Raw genomic sequence first — 18,246 nt, forward strand, 5'->3', positions numbered from 1 at the left:
CGCCTTGGAGGATTTCACCGTCACGACGCGGCTTTGGCGCTGGCAGTCGGCGACCGCGCCGGCGGCGTGGTTTTTCGTCACTATTTCGGGCGACGTCGCCGATGGAATAAGGCTCGCGGCGATCAGCGGGCAATGGCTCGATGGCCGCAAGGGCTTCGGATCGGCCAAGGTACGCGCGACGATCGGCGACACGATCTGGAGCACATCGGTGTTTCCCCACAAGGAAAGCGGCGGCTGGTTGCTGCCAGTCAAGGCTGCGGTGCGCAAGGCCGAAGGGATGGTTGAAGGCGACGATGTGACGGTGACCGTCAGTCTTTAGGCGGCGTATCGGGCCTGGCTTCGCGAGCCTGCGCCTTGCGTTTGCGCAGATTGGCGCGGAGCGCCTCGGCGAGGCGGCGCTCGCGTTCGAGGTCGGCGGGGGAGGGCGGCTTGCTCACGCGGCGGCGATGCGGGGAAATCGACCCGGCGTCAAGTCTCGCACCTTGACAGGCGAAGGCCGCCCCGCCATAGGCCGCGCCTGCCCCGCGAACAGGCGTTCCCGGGCGCCCCGGACGCTGCTGTAGCTCAGTGGTAGAGCGCACCCTTGGTAAGGGTGAGGTCGAGAGTTCAATCCTCTCCAGCAGCACCATTTTTCCGCCTTCGTTTCCGACTTTACCGGGGCTCGCCCCCCGGGCTAGGATTGCTGTACGCCGCGCGCGGCGACCGAGGGGACATGTGGTGAGCGACGGCAGAGGAGCGAGGGCGAGCGGCTATTGGGCGTTCCTGGTCGTGCTGATCAGCGTCTCGCTGGCCTTCGCCGCAATTCTGCTGCCCTATTTCGCCGCGATCCTGTGGGCGGTGATCGTCGCGATCTTGTTCGAGCCCGCCTATCGCCGCCTGCTGGCCGTCATGCCGGCCCGGCGTAACGGCGCGGCCCTGCTTACGCTGCTGATGATTCTGGCGATCGTCGTGCTGCCCGCCGCATTGCTGACCGTCGCGCTGCTCAACGAGGCTGCCTCGGTGTATCAGCGGATCCAGTCGGGCAACCTTGATCCCGAACAAATCTTCGTCGCGTTCGAATCGGCAATTCCCGCATGGCTGTCGGATGCGCTCGACCGGCTCGGGATCGGCAACATTGCCGCCGTGAAAGACATGTTCGGCGGCGGCGCCGCGGCAGGGGTCCGCGCGGTGCTGGGCCAGGCCCTGTCGATCGGGCAGGGGGTTTTCGACCTGTTCGTCAAGCTGATGGTGATGCTCTACCTCGCTTTCTTCCTCATTCGCGACGGAGAGACGATCCAGCAGCGCGTCAGCGCCGCAATTCCCCTGCAGACCGACCATCTGCAGCTTCTGGTCGAACGGTTCATCGTGGTGGTGCGCGCGACGATCAAAGGGAGCATCGTCGTCGCGATCCTGCAGGGCCTGATCGGCGGTATCGTCCTCTGGGCGCTGGGGATCGAGGCTGCGCTGCTGTGGGGGGTGTTGATGGGCGCGGCTTCGCTGCTTCCTGCGGTGGGCACCGGGCTCGTGTGGGTGCCGATGGCGCTCTATCTTTTCCTGTCGGGATCGATCTGGCAGGGCGTCGTGCTCGTATTCTGCGGCCTGTTCGTGATCGGGATGGTCGACAATGTGGTGCGGCCGGTACTCGTCGGACGCGAAACGCGCATTCCCGATTATGTCGTGCTGATCACGACGCTCGGCGGGCTCCAGCTTTTCGGCCTGCACGGCATCGTGATCGGCCCGGTGATCGCCGCGATGTTCATCGCGGTATGGGATATCGCCGCGACGATGCGGACCGAGGCGTCGGCCTGAGGGCGCTCAGATCCGGGCGCCCAGCAACCAGTCGTGAAACAGCTTGACCGCCGGCTGGCGTAGCGCGCGCGGGCGGCAGACGAACCAATAGCTGTACGGACTGTCGACATCGAAATCGAAGAGGCGGACGAGGCGCGGATCATGGGCGTCGTCGAAATGGTGACCGTGCATGAAGGCAACGCCGATCCCCTGCGCGGCCGCTTCGAGCATCAGCGGGCCTGAATCGAAGAAGTCGATCCCGGCGGGCTCGAGATAGGGCATCCCGATCGCCTTTTTCCATTCGGCGAAGGTTTCTGGCATTTCGCGGTGGAGCAGGATCGTCTGGCGCTGGAGCTGTTCGGGCACGGCGATCGCGCGGCCCCCGTCGGTCAGCGTCCGCGCCGCGATCGGGAACACCTTGTCCTGGTCGAGGCGCGCCGCATAGAGCATGGGGTCGATCGATCGGGCGAGCGCGATGGCGACGTCGATCCCTTCGCCGAGCCGCGCTTCGGCGTGCGACATGGTGTCGATATCGATGTGCAGTTCGGGATGGTCGCGCCTCAGTTCGGGCAGGCGCGGAAACAGCCGTTGCTGTGCAAAGAGCGGCAGGACGTTGAGATGGAGGCGGAGCGACGCGTCTGGGCTGCCCGCCTTTTCGATCACGCCGCGCAGCTCGTCGAGGATCGGCGAGAGCTGATCCTGCATTTCTCGCCCCGTCTCGGTGAGCCGGAGACCATGGTGATGGCGGTTGAACAGCGGCCGCCCGACGGCATGTTCCAGCGTCTGGATGCGCCGCGACAGGGCGGGCATCGACAAGCCGAGCTCGCTGGCGGCGGCTTTCACCGTGCCATGGCGGGCGACCTCCAGAAAGGCCTCCATGCTGCTGAGGGGAGGAAGGCGTGGCATGTGCGTCTCTCGGCGGATGATGGCATGGCGATATCGGACATGCCAGACAATTTGTGCAGTGCGGCATAGTATCGTTCGAATATTACGCGCTCTCGGGGCTCGAAAATCGCGAGCGATCGCCCTATCTTGCGCATTCCGACCTTTTTGCGGGAGATACGCCTTGGCCGATGCGGCAATAAAGGAAAAGCAGGTCAAACTGCAGGTGGCGACGTTGCGGGCCGAGGAAAGCGGCGCCGGAATCGCGCGAATCCCGCGCACCGCGATGGCCGAACTGGGCCTGACCGAGGGCGATGTCGTCCAGATCAGCGCCAAACGCGACACCGCGGCGCGGGTCGTCGCGCCCTACCCCGAGGATGAGGGGCTGGAGGTTATTCGTCTCGATGGCCTGCAACGCGCCAATGCGGGCGCGGGCGCCGGCGATATGGTGGCACTGAGCCGTGCCGAAATGCGACCCGCGACGCGGGTGACCTTTGCGCCAGCGCAGGAAAATCTTCGCCTGCAAGGCTCGGCGATGGCGCTGAAACGCAGCTTTTTCGGCCGGCCGCTCGTCGCCGGCGACACGGTGGCGACCGCCGGGCAGCAGCGACTTCCGGCGGGCGACATGCCGCCGCAGCTTCGCCAGATGCTCAACGCGCCCGCCTATGCGCTTGCCGAGGTGCGCCTGATCGTCGTGTCGGCGAACCCCAAGGGGATCGTGTATATCGACGAGAATACCGAGGTCGAACTGCTCGCGGAATATCAGGAGCCGCAGGACGCGCGGCGTACCGACGTCACTTATGACGATCTCGGCGGGCTTGGTGACACGATCAATCAACTCCGCGAGATGGTCGAATTGCCGCTTCGTTACCCCGAGTTGTTCCAGCGCCTCGGCGTCGATCCGCCGCGCGGGGTTTTGCTGCACGGCCCGCCGGGCACCGGCAAGACGCGGCTCGCGCGTGCTGTCGCCAACGAAAGCGACGCGCAATTCTTCCTGATCAACGGCCCCGAGATCATGGGCAGCGCCTATGGCGAGTCCGAAAAGCGGCTGCGCGAGATTTTCGAGCAGGCGACCAAAGCAGCGCCGTCGATCCTGTTCATCGACGAGATCGATTCGATCGCGCCCAAACGCGGACAAGTGACCGGTGAGGCCGAGAAGCGCATCGTCGCGCAGTTGCTGACGCTGATGGACGGGCTCGAGCCGCGGACCAACCTTGTCGTCATTGCCGCGACCAACCGCCCCGACGCGATCGACGAGGCGCTGCGGCGTCCCGGTCGCTTCGACCGCGAAATCGTGATCGGCGTGCCCGACGAGAAGGGACGACGCGAGATACTGGGCATTCACACGCGCGGTATGCCGCTGGGTGACGACGTCGACCTCGACGAACTGGCGCGCACGACCTTCGGCTTCGTTGGCGCCGACATGGCGGCGCTGACGCGCGAGGCTGCCATCGAGGCGGTGCGGCGGATCATGCCCAAGATCGACCTCGAGGAAGGAACGATTCCGCCCGAGGTGCTCGAAGGGGTTCGCGTGACCCGCGACGATTTTCTGGGCGCACTGAAACGCGTCCAGCCCTCGGCGATGCGCGAGGTGATGGTGCAGGCGCCGAATACGCGCTGGAGCGACATCGGCGGGCTCGACGCGGCGCGCGACAAGCTGATCGAGGGAATCGAACTCCCCTTGAAGCATCCCGAAGCGTTCCGTCGGCTCGGCATCCGCCCGGCCAAAGGCTTCCTGCTCTATGGCCCACCGGGGACAGGCAAAACCTTGCTTGCGAAGGCAGCGGCGCGCGAGTCCGACGCCAATTTCATCGCGATCAAGTCGTCCGATCTCCTGTCCAAATGGTATGGCGAGAGCGAGCAGCAGATCGCGCGCCTGTTCGCGCGGGCGCGGGCGGTGGCACCGACGATCATCTTCATCGACGAACTCGACAGCCTGGTGCCCGCGCGCGGCAGCGGCACGTCGGGCGAGCCGCAGGTGACCGAGCGTGTCGTCAACACGATTCTCGCCGAGATGGACGGGATCGAGGAAATGCAATCGGTTGTCGTGATCGGCGCGACGAACCGCCCGAACCTGATCGATCCGGCGCTGCTGCGCCCCGGACGGCTAGACGAACTGATCTATGTGTCGGTACCGAGCGCCGAGGGGCGGAAGCGCATCCTCGAAATCCATACGTCGCGGATGCCGCTCGCGAAGGACGTCGATCTGGCTGCGCTTGCCGAAAAGGCCGATCGCTTCACGGGCGCCGATCTGGAGGATCTGGTGCGCCGCGCGGGTCTCGCGGCGCTCAAACGTTCGATCAACAGCGATCTGGTCACGCTGGAGGACTTCGAGGCGGCGTTAAAGGACACGCGCGCGTCGGTGACCGAGGCGATGGAAAAGGATTATGAAAAGATCCAGGGCGAGATCAAGCAGCAGGCGATGAGCGTCGACCCGATCGGCTTCTTTGCGCCGGGGATGCTGAAGCCGGTTCGCGAGCAGAAGCACGCGGGCGAACCGACGAAGGACTAAGAGTTTGCGGGCTGGTCCTGCCTGAGCGCGGACCAGCCCCACACCATCAGCCAGACGCAGAAGGCCGCCATCAGCCCGTAGGCGACCATCGGGTGCCAGTTGTAGAGCAGCACGCCGATCGCGGGTGAGATGATATACGCCGATCCGTTGATCGACGCGGTCATGCCGGCGACCGCGCCTTGGTCGCGGCGCGGGACCGATAGCGACGCGCCGGCAGTGAAGCCGGGACGGAACAGGCCAAAGCCGAGCGATGCCGACGCGAAACCGATGACGATCGCGTGCAGATCCTGTGCGAGCCCGGTCATCAAGATGCCGAGGATGGCGAGGGCGGCACCCGCGAGCACGGTCGGCCGCGGCGTCAGCTTCAGGATCGGGATCAGCCCCCATTGCGCGAGCAACGTTGCGAAGGCGCCGGCCATCAGTACGATGCCGGTAATCGCCGCGCCCTCATCGGGTTTCAGCCGCAGGTGCAGGCGGTCGAGAATCAGGAAGCCGACGACGCCCAGCATCATCGCCTGCGCCTGACCGCCGAAGAAGCCCGCGAGCAGCCATGGCCGGACGCGGCGGTCGCGCCAGTGAAGCGGTTCCTGTTCGGCTGGGTCGAGTTCATTTTCCTCTTCTGCCGTTGGTTCCGACGGGCCCGCCGACAGGGGGTAGGAAGCAATCGCGCCGCGCGCGGCGAATCGTGGCACGTCGTCGGGCAGGCGCCAGCGCAGCATGACGAGCACGATCAGTCCGATCAGCGCGAAGACCAGCAAGGGGCCAGCGAGGCCGACCATGGGCAGAATGAAGAAAGGCGCGATCGCGGGTCCGATCACCGTACCCAGGCCAAAGGAGGAGGAGACAAGCGACAGCGCCTGCGTGCGCTGTTCGGGGTCGGTGCGCGAAGCGACATAGGCCTGCACCGCGGGGGGAGATGCCGATCCCAACCCGCCATAAAGGCTGCGAAAGATTGCGAAGACAATGAAGGTGAAACCAGCGGCCAGATAGCCCTCGAGTCCGGCCCACAAGGTCAGGCCGCACAGCGCCATCGACGAAAAGAAGCCGATGACCCCTAGCGCCATCAACGCTTTGCGCCCGCGCTTGTCCGATTGCCGCGCCCAATGCGGTGCGGTCAGCACCCAGAGCAGTGCCGACCAGCTGAACGCCAGGCTGACCCATACGTCGGGAATGTGGAGCTTGGCGCCGATAGCGGGGAGGATCGACTGCATCGCGGTATTGCCCGCCGCGGCTACGAGCATGATCGCGAACAGCACGGCCATGCGGTCGGCTGGAATCGATCGCGATGCGGCAGTCACTTGGTCCCCTTTTTGCGCATAGTTCGTTGCGGGTTGCCCCTCCCCGTACATCGGGTTGCATTTCTGTCCAGTGTCAAGACTGACTCTTTTGTTGCGCGAGCGTCACGATTTTGCCACGCATTCGTCAACCGCAACAACGCGAAAGCCATCATGACCAATCCACGGGCGCACGCCCAATCGAATGTCTCGCCGATCCGCAAGATCCGCGAGAAACTGAAGCGCTTTTTCGGCCCCTGGGGCATGTTCGTAAAGGGCTTCATCAAGCATCCGGTCATGGTGGGATCGATCGTTCCGTCCTCGCCAACGCTGATCCGCAATATGCTGCGGCCGGTCGACTGGAAAAATACGAAGCTGTTTGTCGAATATGGCCCCGGTGTCGGCACCTTCTGCCGTCCCGTCCTCGAAAAAATGGCGGGCGACGCGACCCTGATCGCGATCGACACCAACGAGGATTTCATCGACTATCTGCGCAAGGATATTCGAGACAGTCGCTTCATCGCCGTTCATGGCTCGGCCGCCGATGTCGAGGAGATCGTCCGCGCGCATGGGTTCGAGCGGGCCGACTATGTGCTGTCGGGCCTGCCTTTCTCCACTCTTCCGTCGGGCGTCGGCCCTGCGATCGCCGCCGCGACGCATCGCGTGCTGCGCCCTGGCGGCGCTTTTCTCGTTTATCAGTTCCGCGCCCGCGCGCGCGATTTCCTCGCGGCACATTTCAGGCGCATCGACAATGCGTTCGAGTGGGTGAACGTCCCGCCCTGCTTCCTGTTCTGGGGCTGGAAGGACTAGCGCAGCACATCGACGTTCGGGTCGTGTTCGGTCAGCCCGAAGTTCAACCGGCGCGTAACGGTATAGTCGGCGAAACCCACGACAAACCAGGCAAGAAGCCAGCGGAGGCGCGTAAGCCAGGTTCCGCGCTTCTTGTGCGATTCGACGGTGACGACGTCGCATTGCGGCTCAAGGCCCGCGACGAAATCGCGCAGCCTTTGGGCAAAGGCGGCATCGGTGATCCGCACCATCAACTCGACATTGATGAACAGGCTCCGCATGTCGAAATTGGCGGTTCCGATATAGGTGACGTCGTCGATGACGATCAGCTTCATGTGCAATTTGCACGGCTGATATTCCCAGATGTCTGCGCTGCGGCGCAGCAGGAAGCCGTAGAGAAGGCGGGAGGCACCGATCGTCGCCGGATTGTCGGACTTCGCCGCCATGACGAAGCGCGCCTTGCCGCGGCGCGCCAGGCGCCCGAGACGCCGCAGCACGCCTTGGCCGGGCGAAAAATAGGCCATTGCCATATCGAGGCGGCGGCCGCGGTCGAGGTCCGCTCGCACGGCCCGCGCCCAAGGCGACAGCCGCTCGGTCGGTCCGCCGACCAGCCATTGCACCGGCTCCGTTCCGATATTCCATTCGCGTACCAGTCGCCGCAGCATCAGCAGCTTGCCGTCGTCATGGACCGTATAGTCATGGATCGTGTCGAACCATTGCACCGCGCGCTCGACGGTCGGGCCGGTCACAACAAGGCCAAGGTCGAACCAGCAGTCGGCGGACGGCTTGCTCAGATAGTCGTCGGCAATATTGAAGCCGCCGGTGACCGCCACATGCCCGTCGATCAGGATCAATTTCTGGTGGTTGCGGACGAGGTAGCTCGATCGCCAGCGGCGCGAGAAGAAGGTCACCGTGCCGCCTGCCTCGCGCAGCGGCGTGAAGACGCTGTCGGCCACATCGCCCGAACCGAAGCTGTCGATCACCGCGCGCACGCGCACGCCGCGCTGCGCGGCGGCAGTCATCGCGCCCAGCACGCGGGTGCCCGCGCCGTCATGCTCGAAGATATACATGATGAGGTCGATGCTGCGGATCGCCCCGTCGATCAGCGTGAGCAGGCGTTCGAGGCGCCTTTCGCCGTCGAAGATCAGTTCGAGCCGGTGGCCGCCAACCTCCGCCTTCATCCGGTCGCTCGCGCTTCCGGAGGGCTCGCTGACGCTAACGGCGGTATCGGTCATCTCCTGCTCATAGGCCGGGCGCGTCGAGGGCCGCAAGCACGGGGTTGGGGGAGGGCGGTTTGATTGACATTCGCATGGACCCCTGCTAGCGCGCAGCGCTTGCCGCCATGCCATTGGCTGGCCTCTCCGTCTTTTAAGGAAACAACATGGCCCGCGTTACCGTCGAAGATTGCGTCGACAAGGTTCCCAACCGGTTCGACCTGGTGCTGCTTTCGGCGCACCGTGCCCGCGAAATCTCGGGCGGCTCGGAGCTGACCGTCGATCGCGACCGCGACAAGAACCCCGTCGTCGCGCTGCGCGAAATCGCCGAACAGACGATCCGTCCGGTCGAGCTCAAGGATGCGCTCGTTGGCACGCTGCAGAAGGTCGTCGTCGACGATGACGACACGCCCGATGAAATCAGCTCGATCGCGCGTTCGGCAGAAGCGCTTCGCCTGACCGCCGCTGCGCCGCCGCGCAGCCCGGCCGGTGGCGGCGCCGACTTCGAATAAGCGAAGCGCGACAGCGATCGCCAAAGGGGGCCGCGGGAAACCGCGGCCCTTCCTGTTTTCAGGCTCGTAGCGCGGTCAGGGAAGCCGTTTCAGTTCGGCGATGCGGATCGCGCGCGAGGCGAGCAACGGTTCGATGATCACGCCGATGCGCTGTGCGCGGGGCGAACCGATCGTGACGTTGAACAGGCTGTTCGCGACCACATCGGCAATCTGGACCCCGTCGGAGCGGCGGCTGTCGGCGAGCGAGGCCTGGCCCCATCCGGCGAGCCCCGTCTGGATCGTTTCGCGCACGCCCGCGAGGATCGCGGGATCATAGCGTCCATCGTCGATCACCACGTCGGTACACACGCCGCCGGTTTCGGGAAGCCAATTGCTCACCGCCAAATCGAGGAGGGCGGTGTAGAGCGCGAGGTCGCTCGGCAACTTGCCGTCGGAGGGCGGCGCCAGCGTCTGGCGCCTCGCGACCGCGACCCAGGCACGTCCACCGGCGCGGTCGAACAGCTCGAGCAGATAGGCGCGCTCGGTGAGGCTGATCCGGCTGCCCTTGAGTTCGCCGCGCAAGCCGGTGACGGCGCGAAAGCGCGCGTGGATGGCCGCTGCGGCCTCCGATGACAGCATCACCGCCGCGAAAGTCATCGCCCCGGCGTTGAGGCCGCCGGACTCATCGCAATAGATGGTCATGGCGCGCGCGAACCCGTGCCGATCACTTCACTTTGCCGAAGAAGGCGACGGCGCGCGAGGTGCCGACGGGAATCGGGGTACTCCAGAGCCAGCGGACATGAGTTACGTCAAAAACGGTGGCCGGGCGCGGTGCCGCGCCCGCGACCGGAACCGTGAGCATCTCGATTGCCCCGAAAGTCTGGCCGCCATCGACCGAGACGGTGAAATCTTTCGGATCGGACGTGCCGTCGAATACCAGTCCCTCGGGAATGGGATTGACGATCTTGACGTCGGCAGCGGGTGCCGCGCCGCCATTGGTGAAAATCAGCGTGATCCGTACCCGGTCACCCGGAACGACGACATCGGGCGAGGTATAGCTTTTGGCGGCGGGCTGGCCTGGGCTGGCGGACGTCAGCTTCTCGAGTTCGACCTTCGAGGTCAGCGTGCCCTGTGCTGCTGCAGGCTGTGAGCCCAGCAGGAGCGCGGCCGCAAGCAGCGCTGGTCCGCAAAACCTCATACGTCTCTCCTCGAAGCCGTTTCCATCACGCCGGGCAGGGATAGCGTTTCCGCATCAGCCCGTCGAATGCCGAATAGATCGAGATCATTTTGCGCGACTGGGCGGGATAGCTGCGCAGATGCGCGAGCCACTGTTCCGGGGTGAGCGTGCCGCTTTCGGGTGGGCAGCTTGCCGTTTTGCGACCGGCCTTGCGGTCGGCATCGATCCGCGCCTTGTAGCGCCTGCCGGCCTCGATAACCTCGCCTTTCAGGCGTTGCGCTTCGGGTGTGGCAATGGCGAGCGGGCCCAGCCGCTCGAGCAGGCTCGCGCGCTGGAGAAAGGCGGCGACGCTCATGTCACCGGGCGCCATGCCGCACAGCAGGACACCCGCACTGAGGGCGGCGATAGCCAATCCGGGCCGCATGTCCCTGCTGGTCATGCGGCCCGGAATCGCTTCAAATCACTGAACAAGGTCTGAATCAGACGCCTTGCGGGTTCGCGTCGCCGAAGGGGCGCGGCTTGCGCTTGATCTGCGGCAGGCCGCCGACGTGGCCCGATACGGGCGTCCCCGACCTGTCCTGATCATTCTCGCGGCCGATATCCTCGCCCTTGATCGCGCGGCGCGCTTCCTCGCCCGACAGCGTCTCATATTCGAGCAGCGCGCCCGCGAGGAGGTGCAGCTCGTCGAGATGATCTGTGAGTACCTTGCGCGCGGTCTTTTCGCCTTCCTCGACCAGTCGGCGGACCTCGGCATCGATCAGTTTGGCGGTCTCTTCGGACATGTTCTGCGCGCGCGACACGCTGTGGCCGAGGAACACCTCGTCCTGATTGTCGCGGTAGCGCAGCCAGCCGAGCTTTTCGGACATGCCATATTCCATGACCATCGCGCGCGCCGAGTCGGTCGCCTGCTGGATGTCGTTCGACGCGCCGGTGTTGAGCTCGTCCTTGCCATAGATGAGCTGTTCGGCGATGCGGCCGCCGAAGCAGAGCGCGAGACGCGCCTTCATCTGTTTCATGTTCATCGAATAGCGGTCGCGTTCGGGCAGGTTCCACGTCACGCCCAGCGCACGGCCGCGCGGGATGATCGTTACCTTGTGCAGCGGATCATTGCCCTCGACATGGAGCGAGACGAGCGCGTGGCCGGCCTCGTGATAGGCGGTCGCTTTCTTCTCGTCCTCGGTCATTACCATCGAGCGGCGCTCGGCGCCCATCATCACCTTGTCCTTGGCTTCCTCGAACTCGTTCGAGGCGATCAGGCGCTTGCCCTTGCGCGCCGCTAGCAGCGCCGCCTCGTTCGCGAGGTTCGCAAGGTCGGCACCCGAGAATCCCGGCGTGCCGCGCGCGATCCGGCGGAGGTCGACGTCGGGCGCGAGCGGCTTCTTGCGCGTGTGGACCTCGAGGATCTTCTGGCGTCCCTCGATGTCGGGGCGCGGCACGACGACCTGGCGGTCGAAGCGGCCCGGGCGGAGCAGGGCGGGGTCGAGCACGTCGGGGCGGTTGGTTGCCGCGACGATGATGATGCCTTCGTTCGCCTCGAACCCGTCCATTTCGACGAGGAGCTGGTTCAGCGTCTGCTCGCGCTCGTCATTTCCATTGCCGAGCCCGGCGCCGCGGTGGCGGCCGACGGCGTCGATTTCGTCGATGAAGACGATGCACGGCGCGTTGCGCTTCGCCTGCTCGAACATGTCGCGGACGCGGCTGGCGCCGACACCGACGAACATCTCGACGAAGTCCGAACCCGAAATGGTGAAGAAGGGAACGCCCGCCTCACCCGCGATCGCGCGGGCGAGCAGCGTCTTGCCGGTACCGGGCGAGCCGACGAGCAGCGCGCCCTTCGGGATCTGGCCGCCGAGCTTCGAGAATTTGCTGGGGTCTTTCAGGAATTCGACGATCTCCTGCAGTTCCTCGCGCGCCTCGTCGATGCCTGCGACATCGTCGAAGGTCACGCGGCCCTGCTTTTCGGTGAGCATCTTGGCGCGGCTCTTGCCGAAGCCCATTGCGCCTGAACCATTATTCTTCTGCACCTGGCGGAACACGAAGAAGGCAATGCCCAGAATCAGCAGGAAGGGCAGCGACTGGACGAGCAGATACATCCAGAAATTGGGCACCTCGGTCGGTTTTCCGTCATATTTGACATTATTGTCGTTGAGCATCTTCAGGAGATCGGGGTCGCGGACGATATTCGCGGTGAAGCTTTCGCCATTGTCGAGCTTGCCGGTTACGCGATCCTCGGACAGCACGACCTCTTTGACCGCGCCTTCCTGAACCTTCTGCCGGAACTCGGAATAGGCGAGGGGGGCTCCGGTCGGCTGCGTCGCGCCGCCGAACATCGAGGCGACGAGGAGCATAGCGAGCAGGATGCCGCTCCAGATCATCACGCTCTTCATCCAGGGATTGCCCTGCGGTTCCTTGTCGTCCTGCATCGGAAACTTTCCAAACTTCGCGCACGTTCGCGCTTCAATCCCGATAATGTAGGATAATTGGGTTAAATGACAATGAGCCAGATTGTCCTATTTTCGGGCTTTTCGGCGCGGTGCGGCGGAAATGCGCCAGATCGTGCCCTGAAGTCCCGGCACGGCGTCGATCAGCAGCGCGCCGACCATCGCGCGGCGGCCGCCCTTCATCGCCGCGATCACCCCGTCGAGCGAGGCGCCGCGCAGGCGAAGCTGACCGTCGTTCGCGCGCAGGCGCTGGGTGACGACGCGGCGGAAAATCTCGGCCGGATAGCCCTCGTCGCGAATGACCGCGATGTCCGAGGCGTCGGGCCAGTTCGCGATCAGCCGCTCGACCGCCCAGTCGATCGCCTCGTCGGCCTCGGCGAGCCAGCCCGCCGAACGCGCCGCCGCCTCGACGTCGATCGCGGTCTGCGAGGCGAGGGCGTGGCGCAGCCGCGCGCGGTCGAAACGATCGTCGCTGTTCGACGGATCGTCGACGAACGGAATATCGTGATCGAGCGCGATGCGCAGCAGTTCGGCGCGGCGCCACGCGAGCAGCGGGCGCAGCACGAGCCGGTAGCGCGCGCGGATCGCGGCGAGGCCGCCGACCCCGCTGCTGCGGTTGAGGCGCATGACGATCGTTTCGAGCTGGTCGTCGGCATGATGCGCGGTGAGCAGGTGCGCCAGCCCGTTCGCCGCGCGCCAGTCCTCCATAAGTCGATAGCGTTCGGTGCGCGCCGCGGCCTGCAGCGAACCGCGAAGCGGAACGGGGGGCATCAATGTCGCGTGCGGGATATGCTCGCGCGCGCAGAAGCCCGCGACCATGCGCGCTTCCTCCGCCGATTCCTTGCGCAGGCCATGGTCGACGGTGACCGCCCGGACCTGTCCGGGCAGCAGCGTCGCCATGAGCCAAAGGAGGGCCATGCTGTCGGGGCCGCCCGACACCGCGACGCCATAGTGGAGGCGCTGCCAGTCGGGGCCGGCGAGCGCGGCAAGATCACGGCCGAGACGCTCGACCGCGTCGCCGCTGTCAACAGCCTGCTTTTGCTTTTGCGGCGGCTGCATCGGTGCGGACATCCTGCGGCGCTTTTGCCCCATAGACTTCGTCGAGTTCGCGGAACGCCTTGCAAGCGTCGGCCTTGCGTCCAAGCTTGTCGAGCGCCACCCCCATGTACATCAGGCTGTGCGGGGCGCGCGGGCCATCGGGGCGGTCCTTGTAATTGTTGTAGAAGGCCACCGCGGCGAGGCTGGGCTTGCCATCGTCGAGATAGGCGCGGCCGAGCAGGTTCTGCGCATAGCTCGCCTGGTTGCTTTTCGGCCATTTGGTGACGACGGTCTTGAGCTGGGCCTGCGCCTCCGGATAGAGTTTCGCCGACCAGAGGCGGAAGCCGTAATCATAGGCGTCCTGCTGCTCGTTGCCCGATGACGGGATTTCGACCTTCTTCACGAGCGCGAGGCGTGCCGCGTCGGGCTTTCCAGTGCTGGCGGCTGGCGGCGTCGCGGGTTTTTTCGGCGGCGTGGCTGTCGCCACCGGGGTTGGCGTCGGCGCGACCGGCTTGGGCGCGAGGGCGACCGGCAGGCTGGCAGGCGTCACGGCGGGCTCTCCGGCAGCGGCGGGGGGCACACGCTTGTCCATTTCGGCCTTGTAGGCAGCGAACTGCTTCTCGAGCTCGCGGAGATGGAAGGCATTTTGCTCGGTCTGGCCGGTGAGCGCCTGAAGCTGCGATTCGAGAGCATCGACGCGCGCGGTGAGGTCGGCGACCGGCGAATTGCTTTTCACCGCCTGGCCCGGCGTCGCCTCGGGTGCGATCTCGCCTTCGAAGAAGGTCGGGGCGCCGCCCGGGAACACTTGCCGCTGAACCGCGCGCATTTCCTTTTCGAGCTTGTCGACGCGTTTCGCGACCGTCGCGTCCTGCGCCAGCGCGGCGGGTGCCGCCACGGCGATCGCGATCGCGGCCGCGCCGGCAAGGGTGATGTGATGCTTCGTCATGTGCCGATTGGCCCCCAAGAGATATTAACTATTCTGCGGGTCCATCCATAACGCCGCAAAGCGCGGGCGCGCAAACCCATTTCGGCGCGATGCCGCGCGTTGTCGCCGGAACGAGGCGAGACAGCGCGCGGTTAGCCCCTGGTCTTGGGCGCCGCGGCGGGCACCGCCGGGCTGCCTTCGGCGCGCGCGACGAGGTCGGCCGGCTTCAGCGAAATGCCCTTCACCAGCGTGTCGGCGGGGCCGATCGGGCCGACGTCGCGGCCGCCGACGGTGACCTTGAGCGCCTGCGGGATGCTGGTGCGCAGCGTGAACTGCTCGATATAGGCGGGCGGCACTTCATAGGTTTCGCCAGCGTCGAGCGTCCGCCAATTCTCGGTCTTGCCCTTGGCATCGTCGAAGCCGATCCAGACCTCGGAAATGCCGGTCAGCACGACGGGTGCGTTGGCTGCGATCGTCGCCCCGGCCTTTGCCGGGGCGGGTGCCGCGACCTTGGTTGCGGGGGCTTCCGAAGCGTCGGCAGCCTGGTTCTGTGCAGCGACCAGCGCCTCGTCGGGTTCGACCGACAGGAAGCGCCAAACGCCATAGGCCGACACGAGGATGAGCGCGACGATCACCAGCGTCCACGTCAGGCGCGCGGTGGGCAGGCGGGCGGGATCGGTGGGTTCATAGGCTTCGTAGAGCGGACGCGAACCATAGGCGTCTTCTTCCAGCTCGCGGCGGATGCCGGCGCCGATCTCGGCCTCGGGCAGGTCGACCGCGCGGGCGTAGGCGCGCGCGAATCCGGTCACATAGGTGCGGCCGGGAAGTTCGCTGAAGTCGGACTTTTCGATGGCTTCTAGATGTCGCTGCGTGATGCGCGTACGCGTCGCGACGTCGGCGAGCGACAGGCCCGCCTTCTCGCGCGCGAGGCGGAGCTTGTCGCCGGTGCGCGTGATCGCCAGTTCGCCCTGCGCGGCGACCTCTTCATCTGCCATTACTGTCTCCGTGCCGGTCGTTTGCAACCCGTATCGACCGTGTGGCAACGTTCATCGCATTGACGATGCGCGAAAGTCAAATGAAGTTCGGCGAACGAACGGCTGAAAAGACGCGGATTTGAGTTTGGCGGAAAAGGCGGCGAGGTCGCCGGTGCGGCAGGGCGGAGAACGGGGATGTTTCGGGGCAGAAGGCTGTCATGCCTTGCCCGGTTATCGCGGCAAGGATTTTTCAAAGTTCAGGAAAGTTCAGCCTGGTTGCGCCCTTCCTTGTCGGCCGGGAGGATTGCCGAATGCATGCGGCATGCCCCGCCGCGGCCGGACTGGCAAGCCGAGCCGCGACCGCTTTTATCCGTCGGATGAGAGAGCGGGACGAAGGCTGGCACAGCGGGATGACGTAGGAAAGGCCTGTTTGAAGGCGGTGTCGGCTTTGGGTGGTTAGCTGTCACTTGGCGGAAGCTGCCAATTGTCCGGCAGATCAGCAAAATGACCCCACGAGGACCATTGGTCGTCGCTTCCGTTTGCTCGTGCCGCCAATCGCCATTCTGGCGGATCGGGAAAGCCGTGCCAAACTGACTGCATCAGCAGCAGTTCCTCGCCATCATGCGTAGCGAAAAATGCGACGTCAGCACCAATAAGCTTTTCAATTTCAATGCCGAATACAGATGCGCCTGCGTTTCGCATCGACGTCCACTCAATAGCCTTTGCCGCTCGCTCGCGGAATCCCGTCAGTTGCACTTCCGCGATCGCATCGGAAGCATCCCAAGGATCGGCTTCCCAAGCATTTGAAGCGGAATTCATTCGTTCAGCTTGAGACATCAGCGCCTCCCATGCTGAACGTTACAATGACCTAATAGCGTCCGCAATTGGTCGCTTCCGACCACCCCATTTAGATCGCGGAGAAGTACGGAAATCGGGTGGACCTACCGATTGGACGCAAGCGCCTCCCACGCCGCTGCTTCTAACCGGCCATCGCCATTTGCGATTATGTTACCCTCACCGTCAGCGAGGGCGAAAGACTTTTGGGTCTGACCGAGCGAAGCGGAACCATCAATTGCAAGCAGCATGGTATAAAAGGCGTCAGTCAGAGCGTTGTCGAGCGCCGATACGACATAATTTCTTTGCTCCTGTGACAGGTTCGCCGCTGCAAGAAGAGTTGCTACCTCTGACCCTCCCGATGCGTCGGCATAATTCGCGAGCATAAGATCGCGCTGTTCACGACACGCGACAGCAAAATCGGTAGGTCCCATCGGCATCTCCCCAATTGGTTGATGGCGATTGATCGCCGACTTTGCGAACGTCCGCAATCGGTCGTATGCTGTCATTCGTCATCCCGGACTTGATCGGGGATCCACCGCAGCGCTGAAGTCATGGACCCCGGATCAAGCCCGGGGTGACGATGATGGTTAGGGCAACTTCCGACCGCGACCGGTCACCCCACGCTACAGCACATATTTGCTGAGGTCGGTGTCGCCGACCACATCGGCGAGCTGCTTGTCGACATAGGCGGCGTCGATGTCGAGCGTCGTGCCGGGAGCGTCCTCGGCGGTGAAGCTGATTTCCTCGACCAGCCGCTCCATGATCGTCTGGAGGCGGCGCGCGCCGATATTCTCGACCTTTTCGTTCACGTCTGCGGCAAGTCTGGCGACGCGCGCGATCGCCTCGGGCTTGAAGTTCAGCGTCACCCCCTCGGTGCCGAGCAGCGCCGCATATTGTTCGGGGAGGCCCGCCTTGGTTTCGCTCAAGATACGGACGAAATCCTCCTCGGTCAGCGCGCCGAGCTCGACGCGGATCGGCAGGCGGCCCTGCAGTTCGGGGAGCAGGTCGCTCGGCTTCGCGACATGGAACGCGCCCGAGGCGATGAAGAGGATATGGTCGGTCTTCATCGGGCCATATTTGGTCGCGACGGTCGTGCCTTCGATCAGCGGCAAGAGGTCGCGCTGGACGCCCTCGCGGCTCACCGAGCCGCCGCGCACGTCGCTGACCGCGATCTTGTCGATCTCGTCGAGAAAGACGATGCCGTTCGCTTCGGCATCGGCGAGCGCGACGCGCGCGACATCATCCTGGTCGAGACGCTTGTCCTGCTCCTCTTCGAGCAGCCGTTTCCACGCCTCCATCGCCTTCATGCGGCGGCGCTTCTTCGGCCCGCCGCCGAGCGCCTTGCCGAGCATGTCGGAGAGGTTGATCATGCCGACCTGACCCGGCTGCCCCGGGAGTTCGAACGGCATCGACGGAGTGTCGCTGACCTCGATCTCGACGTCGCTCTGTTCGAGATGCCCGTCGCGGAAGCGCTGGCGGAAGCTTTCGCGCGTCGCCTCGCTTGCGCCCTTGCCGGTGAGCGCATCGAGCAGCCGCTCCATCGCGGCCTCCTCGGCGGCGGCGCGCACGGCCTCGCGGCGGCGGTCCTTTTCGAGCCGGACGGCTTCCTCGACGAGGTCGCGGGCGATCTGTTCGACGTCGCGGCCGACATAGCCGACCTCGGTGAATTTGGTCGCCTCGACCTTGATGAACGGCGCGTCGGCGAGCTTCGCGAGGCGGCGCGAGATCTCGGTCTTGCCGCAGCCCGTGGGGCCGATCATCAGGATATTCTTGGGGCTCACCTCGTCGCGCAGGTCAGGCGCGAGCTGCTGGCGGCGCCAGCGATTGCGCAGCGCGACGGCGACCGCGCGCTTGGCGGCGGCCTGGCCGATGATATGCGTGTCCAAGGCGGCCACGATGGCCTTCGGAGTCAGATCCTTGTTCAT

The 18,246-nt window shown here is 65.0% G+C and carries 19 protein-coding genes and 1 tRNA gene; 6 read left to right on the forward strand and 14 right to left on the reverse strand.

The genetic code is table 11. The annotated features are described in order from the left end of the window. The first annotated feature begins 4 nt into the window (after positions 1–4). Positions 5–319 carry a DUF1905 domain-containing protein gene (locus tag QOL68_RS05315; RefSeq protein ID WP_204994245.1) on the forward strand — a complete coding sequence of 105 codons (315 nt, stop codon included), beginning with the start codon at positions 5–7 and terminating at the stop codon, positions 317–319. On the opposite strand, the gene QOL68_RS05320 is transcribed toward QOL68_RS05315, so the two are convergent. After that, positions 309–437 (reverse strand): hypothetical protein, encoded by a 129-nt coding sequence (locus QOL68_RS05320; protein WP_269433198.1) that lies wholly within the window; start codon positions 435–437, stop codon positions 309–311. The genes QOL68_RS05315 and QOL68_RS05320 overlap by 11 nt on opposite strands. Positions 438–553: 116 nt before the next feature. Between QOL68_RS05320 and QOL68_RS05325 the strand changes: the two genes are divergently transcribed. Together QOL68_RS05325 and QOL68_RS05330 are read left to right on the forward strand one after the other, a co-directional pair. Further along, positions 554–628: transfer RNA gene (locus tag QOL68_RS05325), tRNA-Thr, on the forward strand. Positions 629–714: 86 nt separating this feature from the next. Further along, the gene (locus QOL68_RS05330) at positions 715–1,788 is read left to right on the forward strand and encodes an AI-2E family transporter (protein ID WP_502957373.1); all 1,074 of its coding nucleotides are present in this window, start codon (positions 715–717) and stop codon (positions 1,786–1,788) included. 6 nt (positions 1,789–1,794) lie between these two features. Here the strand turns inward: QOL68_RS05330 and QOL68_RS05335 are convergent, their stop codons facing one another. Continuing rightward, positions 1,795–2,673: a LysR substrate-binding domain-containing protein gene (locus QOL68_RS05335; RefSeq protein WP_282947598.1), complete on the reverse strand. Its 879-nt coding sequence runs from the start codon at positions 2,671–2,673 to the stop codon at positions 1,795–1,797. Between the two features lie 160 nt (positions 2,674–2,833). On the opposite strand from QOL68_RS05335, the gene QOL68_RS05340 reads away from it, so the two are divergent. Beyond that, positions 2,834–5,161, forward strand: a complete 2,328-nt coding sequence (locus QOL68_RS05340; protein WP_282947600.1) for a CDC48 family AAA ATPase — start codon at positions 2,834–2,836, stop codon at positions 5,159–5,161. Here QOL68_RS05340 and QOL68_RS05345 read toward each other — a convergent pair. Then, complete coding sequence (locus QOL68_RS05345) at positions 5,158–6,459, reverse strand: MFS transporter (RefSeq protein ID WP_231729098.1); 1,302 nt, start codon at positions 6,457–6,459, stop codon at positions 5,158–5,160. The genes QOL68_RS05340 and QOL68_RS05345 overlap by 4 nt on opposite strands. Positions 6,460–6,609: 150 nt before the next feature. Between QOL68_RS05345 and QOL68_RS05350 the strand changes: the two genes are divergently transcribed. Next, the gene (locus QOL68_RS05350) at positions 6,610–7,245 is read left to right on the forward strand and encodes a class I SAM-dependent methyltransferase (protein WP_282947603.1); all 636 of its coding nucleotides are present in this window, start codon (positions 6,610–6,612) and stop codon (positions 7,243–7,245) included. Here QOL68_RS05350 and QOL68_RS05355 read toward each other — a convergent pair. Beyond that, positions 7,242–8,459, reverse strand: coding sequence for a phospholipase D-like domain-containing protein (locus QOL68_RS05355; RefSeq protein ID WP_282947605.1), 1,218 nt, complete (start codon positions 8,457–8,459; stop codon positions 7,242–7,244). The genes QOL68_RS05350 and QOL68_RS05355 overlap by 4 nt on opposite strands. Before the next feature lie 146 nt (positions 8,460–8,605). Here QOL68_RS05355 and rpoZ point away from each other — a divergent pair, with 146 nt between their 5' ends. Then, positions 8,606–8,950 carry a DNA-directed RNA polymerase subunit omega gene (gene rpoZ / locus QOL68_RS05360; protein ID WP_058453888.1) on the forward strand — a complete coding sequence of 115 codons (345 nt, stop codon included), beginning with the start codon at positions 8,606–8,608 and terminating at the stop codon, positions 8,948–8,950. Positions 8,951–9,025: 75 nt separating this feature from the next. Here the strand turns inward: rpoZ and QOL68_RS05365 are convergent, their stop codons facing one another. The 10 genes from QOL68_RS05365 to hslU all read right to left on the reverse strand — a co-directional run bounded on the left by QOL68_RS05365 (position 9,026) and on the right by hslU (position 18,246). Beyond that, positions 9,026–9,631 carry a DUF3800 domain-containing protein gene (locus QOL68_RS05365; RefSeq protein WP_282947608.1) on the reverse strand — a complete coding sequence of 202 codons (606 nt, stop codon included), beginning with the start codon at positions 9,629–9,631 and terminating at the stop codon, positions 9,026–9,028. 22 nt (positions 9,632–9,653) lie between these two features. Next, positions 9,654–10,127, reverse strand: coding sequence for a hypothetical protein (locus QOL68_RS05370; protein ID WP_282947609.1), 474 nt, complete (start codon positions 10,125–10,127; stop codon positions 9,654–9,656). A gap of 25 nt (positions 10,128–10,152) precedes the next feature. Then, positions 10,153–10,545, reverse strand: coding sequence for a hypothetical protein (locus QOL68_RS05375; RefSeq protein WP_282947611.1), 393 nt, complete (start codon positions 10,543–10,545; stop codon positions 10,153–10,155). A gap of 40 nt (positions 10,546–10,585) precedes the next feature. After that, entirely contained in the window at positions 10,586–12,529 is a 1,944-nt protein-coding gene (ftsH, locus tag QOL68_RS05380) for an ATP-dependent zinc metalloprotease FtsH (RefSeq protein WP_204994240.1), read from the reverse strand. Positions 12,530–12,616: 87 nt separating this feature from the next. Then, the gene (tilS, locus tag QOL68_RS05385; RefSeq protein ID WP_282947614.1) at positions 12,617–13,618 is read right to left on the reverse strand and encodes a tRNA lysidine(34) synthetase TilS; all 1,002 of its coding nucleotides are present in this window, start codon (positions 13,616–13,618) and stop codon (positions 12,617–12,619) included. Continuing rightward, positions 13,572–14,531 (reverse strand): tol-pal system YbgF family protein, encoded by a 960-nt coding sequence (locus QOL68_RS05390; protein ID WP_058453882.1) that lies wholly within the window; start codon positions 14,529–14,531, stop codon positions 13,572–13,574. The genes tilS and QOL68_RS05390 overlap by 47 nt, the downstream gene beginning before the upstream one ends. A 131-nt stretch (positions 14,532–14,662) precedes the next feature. Next, positions 14,663–15,505: a helix-turn-helix domain-containing protein gene (locus QOL68_RS05395; RefSeq protein WP_282947617.1), complete on the reverse strand. Its 843-nt coding sequence runs from the start codon at positions 15,503–15,505 to the stop codon at positions 14,663–14,665. 435 nt (positions 15,506–15,940) lie between these two features. Then, positions 15,941–16,321 carry a hypothetical protein gene (locus QOL68_RS05400; RefSeq protein ID WP_282947622.1) on the reverse strand — a complete coding sequence of 127 codons (381 nt, stop codon included), beginning with the start codon at positions 16,319–16,321 and terminating at the stop codon, positions 15,941–15,943. 104 nt (positions 16,322–16,425) lie between these two features. Further along, positions 16,426–16,827: a hypothetical protein gene (locus QOL68_RS05405; protein ID WP_282947624.1), complete on the reverse strand. Its 402-nt coding sequence runs from the start codon at positions 16,825–16,827 to the stop codon at positions 16,426–16,428. Between the two features lie 117 nt (positions 16,828–16,944). Further along, the gene (hslU, locus tag QOL68_RS05410; protein WP_282947626.1) at positions 16,945–18,246 is read right to left on the reverse strand and encodes an ATP-dependent protease ATPase subunit HslU; all 1,302 of its coding nucleotides are present in this window, start codon (positions 18,244–18,246) and stop codon (positions 16,945–16,947) included.

This window comes from Sphingopyxis sp. Geo25, from assembly GCF_949769135.1.
In the GTDB taxonomy this organism is placed as follows: Bacteria; Pseudomonadota; Alphaproteobacteria; order Sphingomonadales; family Sphingomonadaceae; genus Sphingopyxis.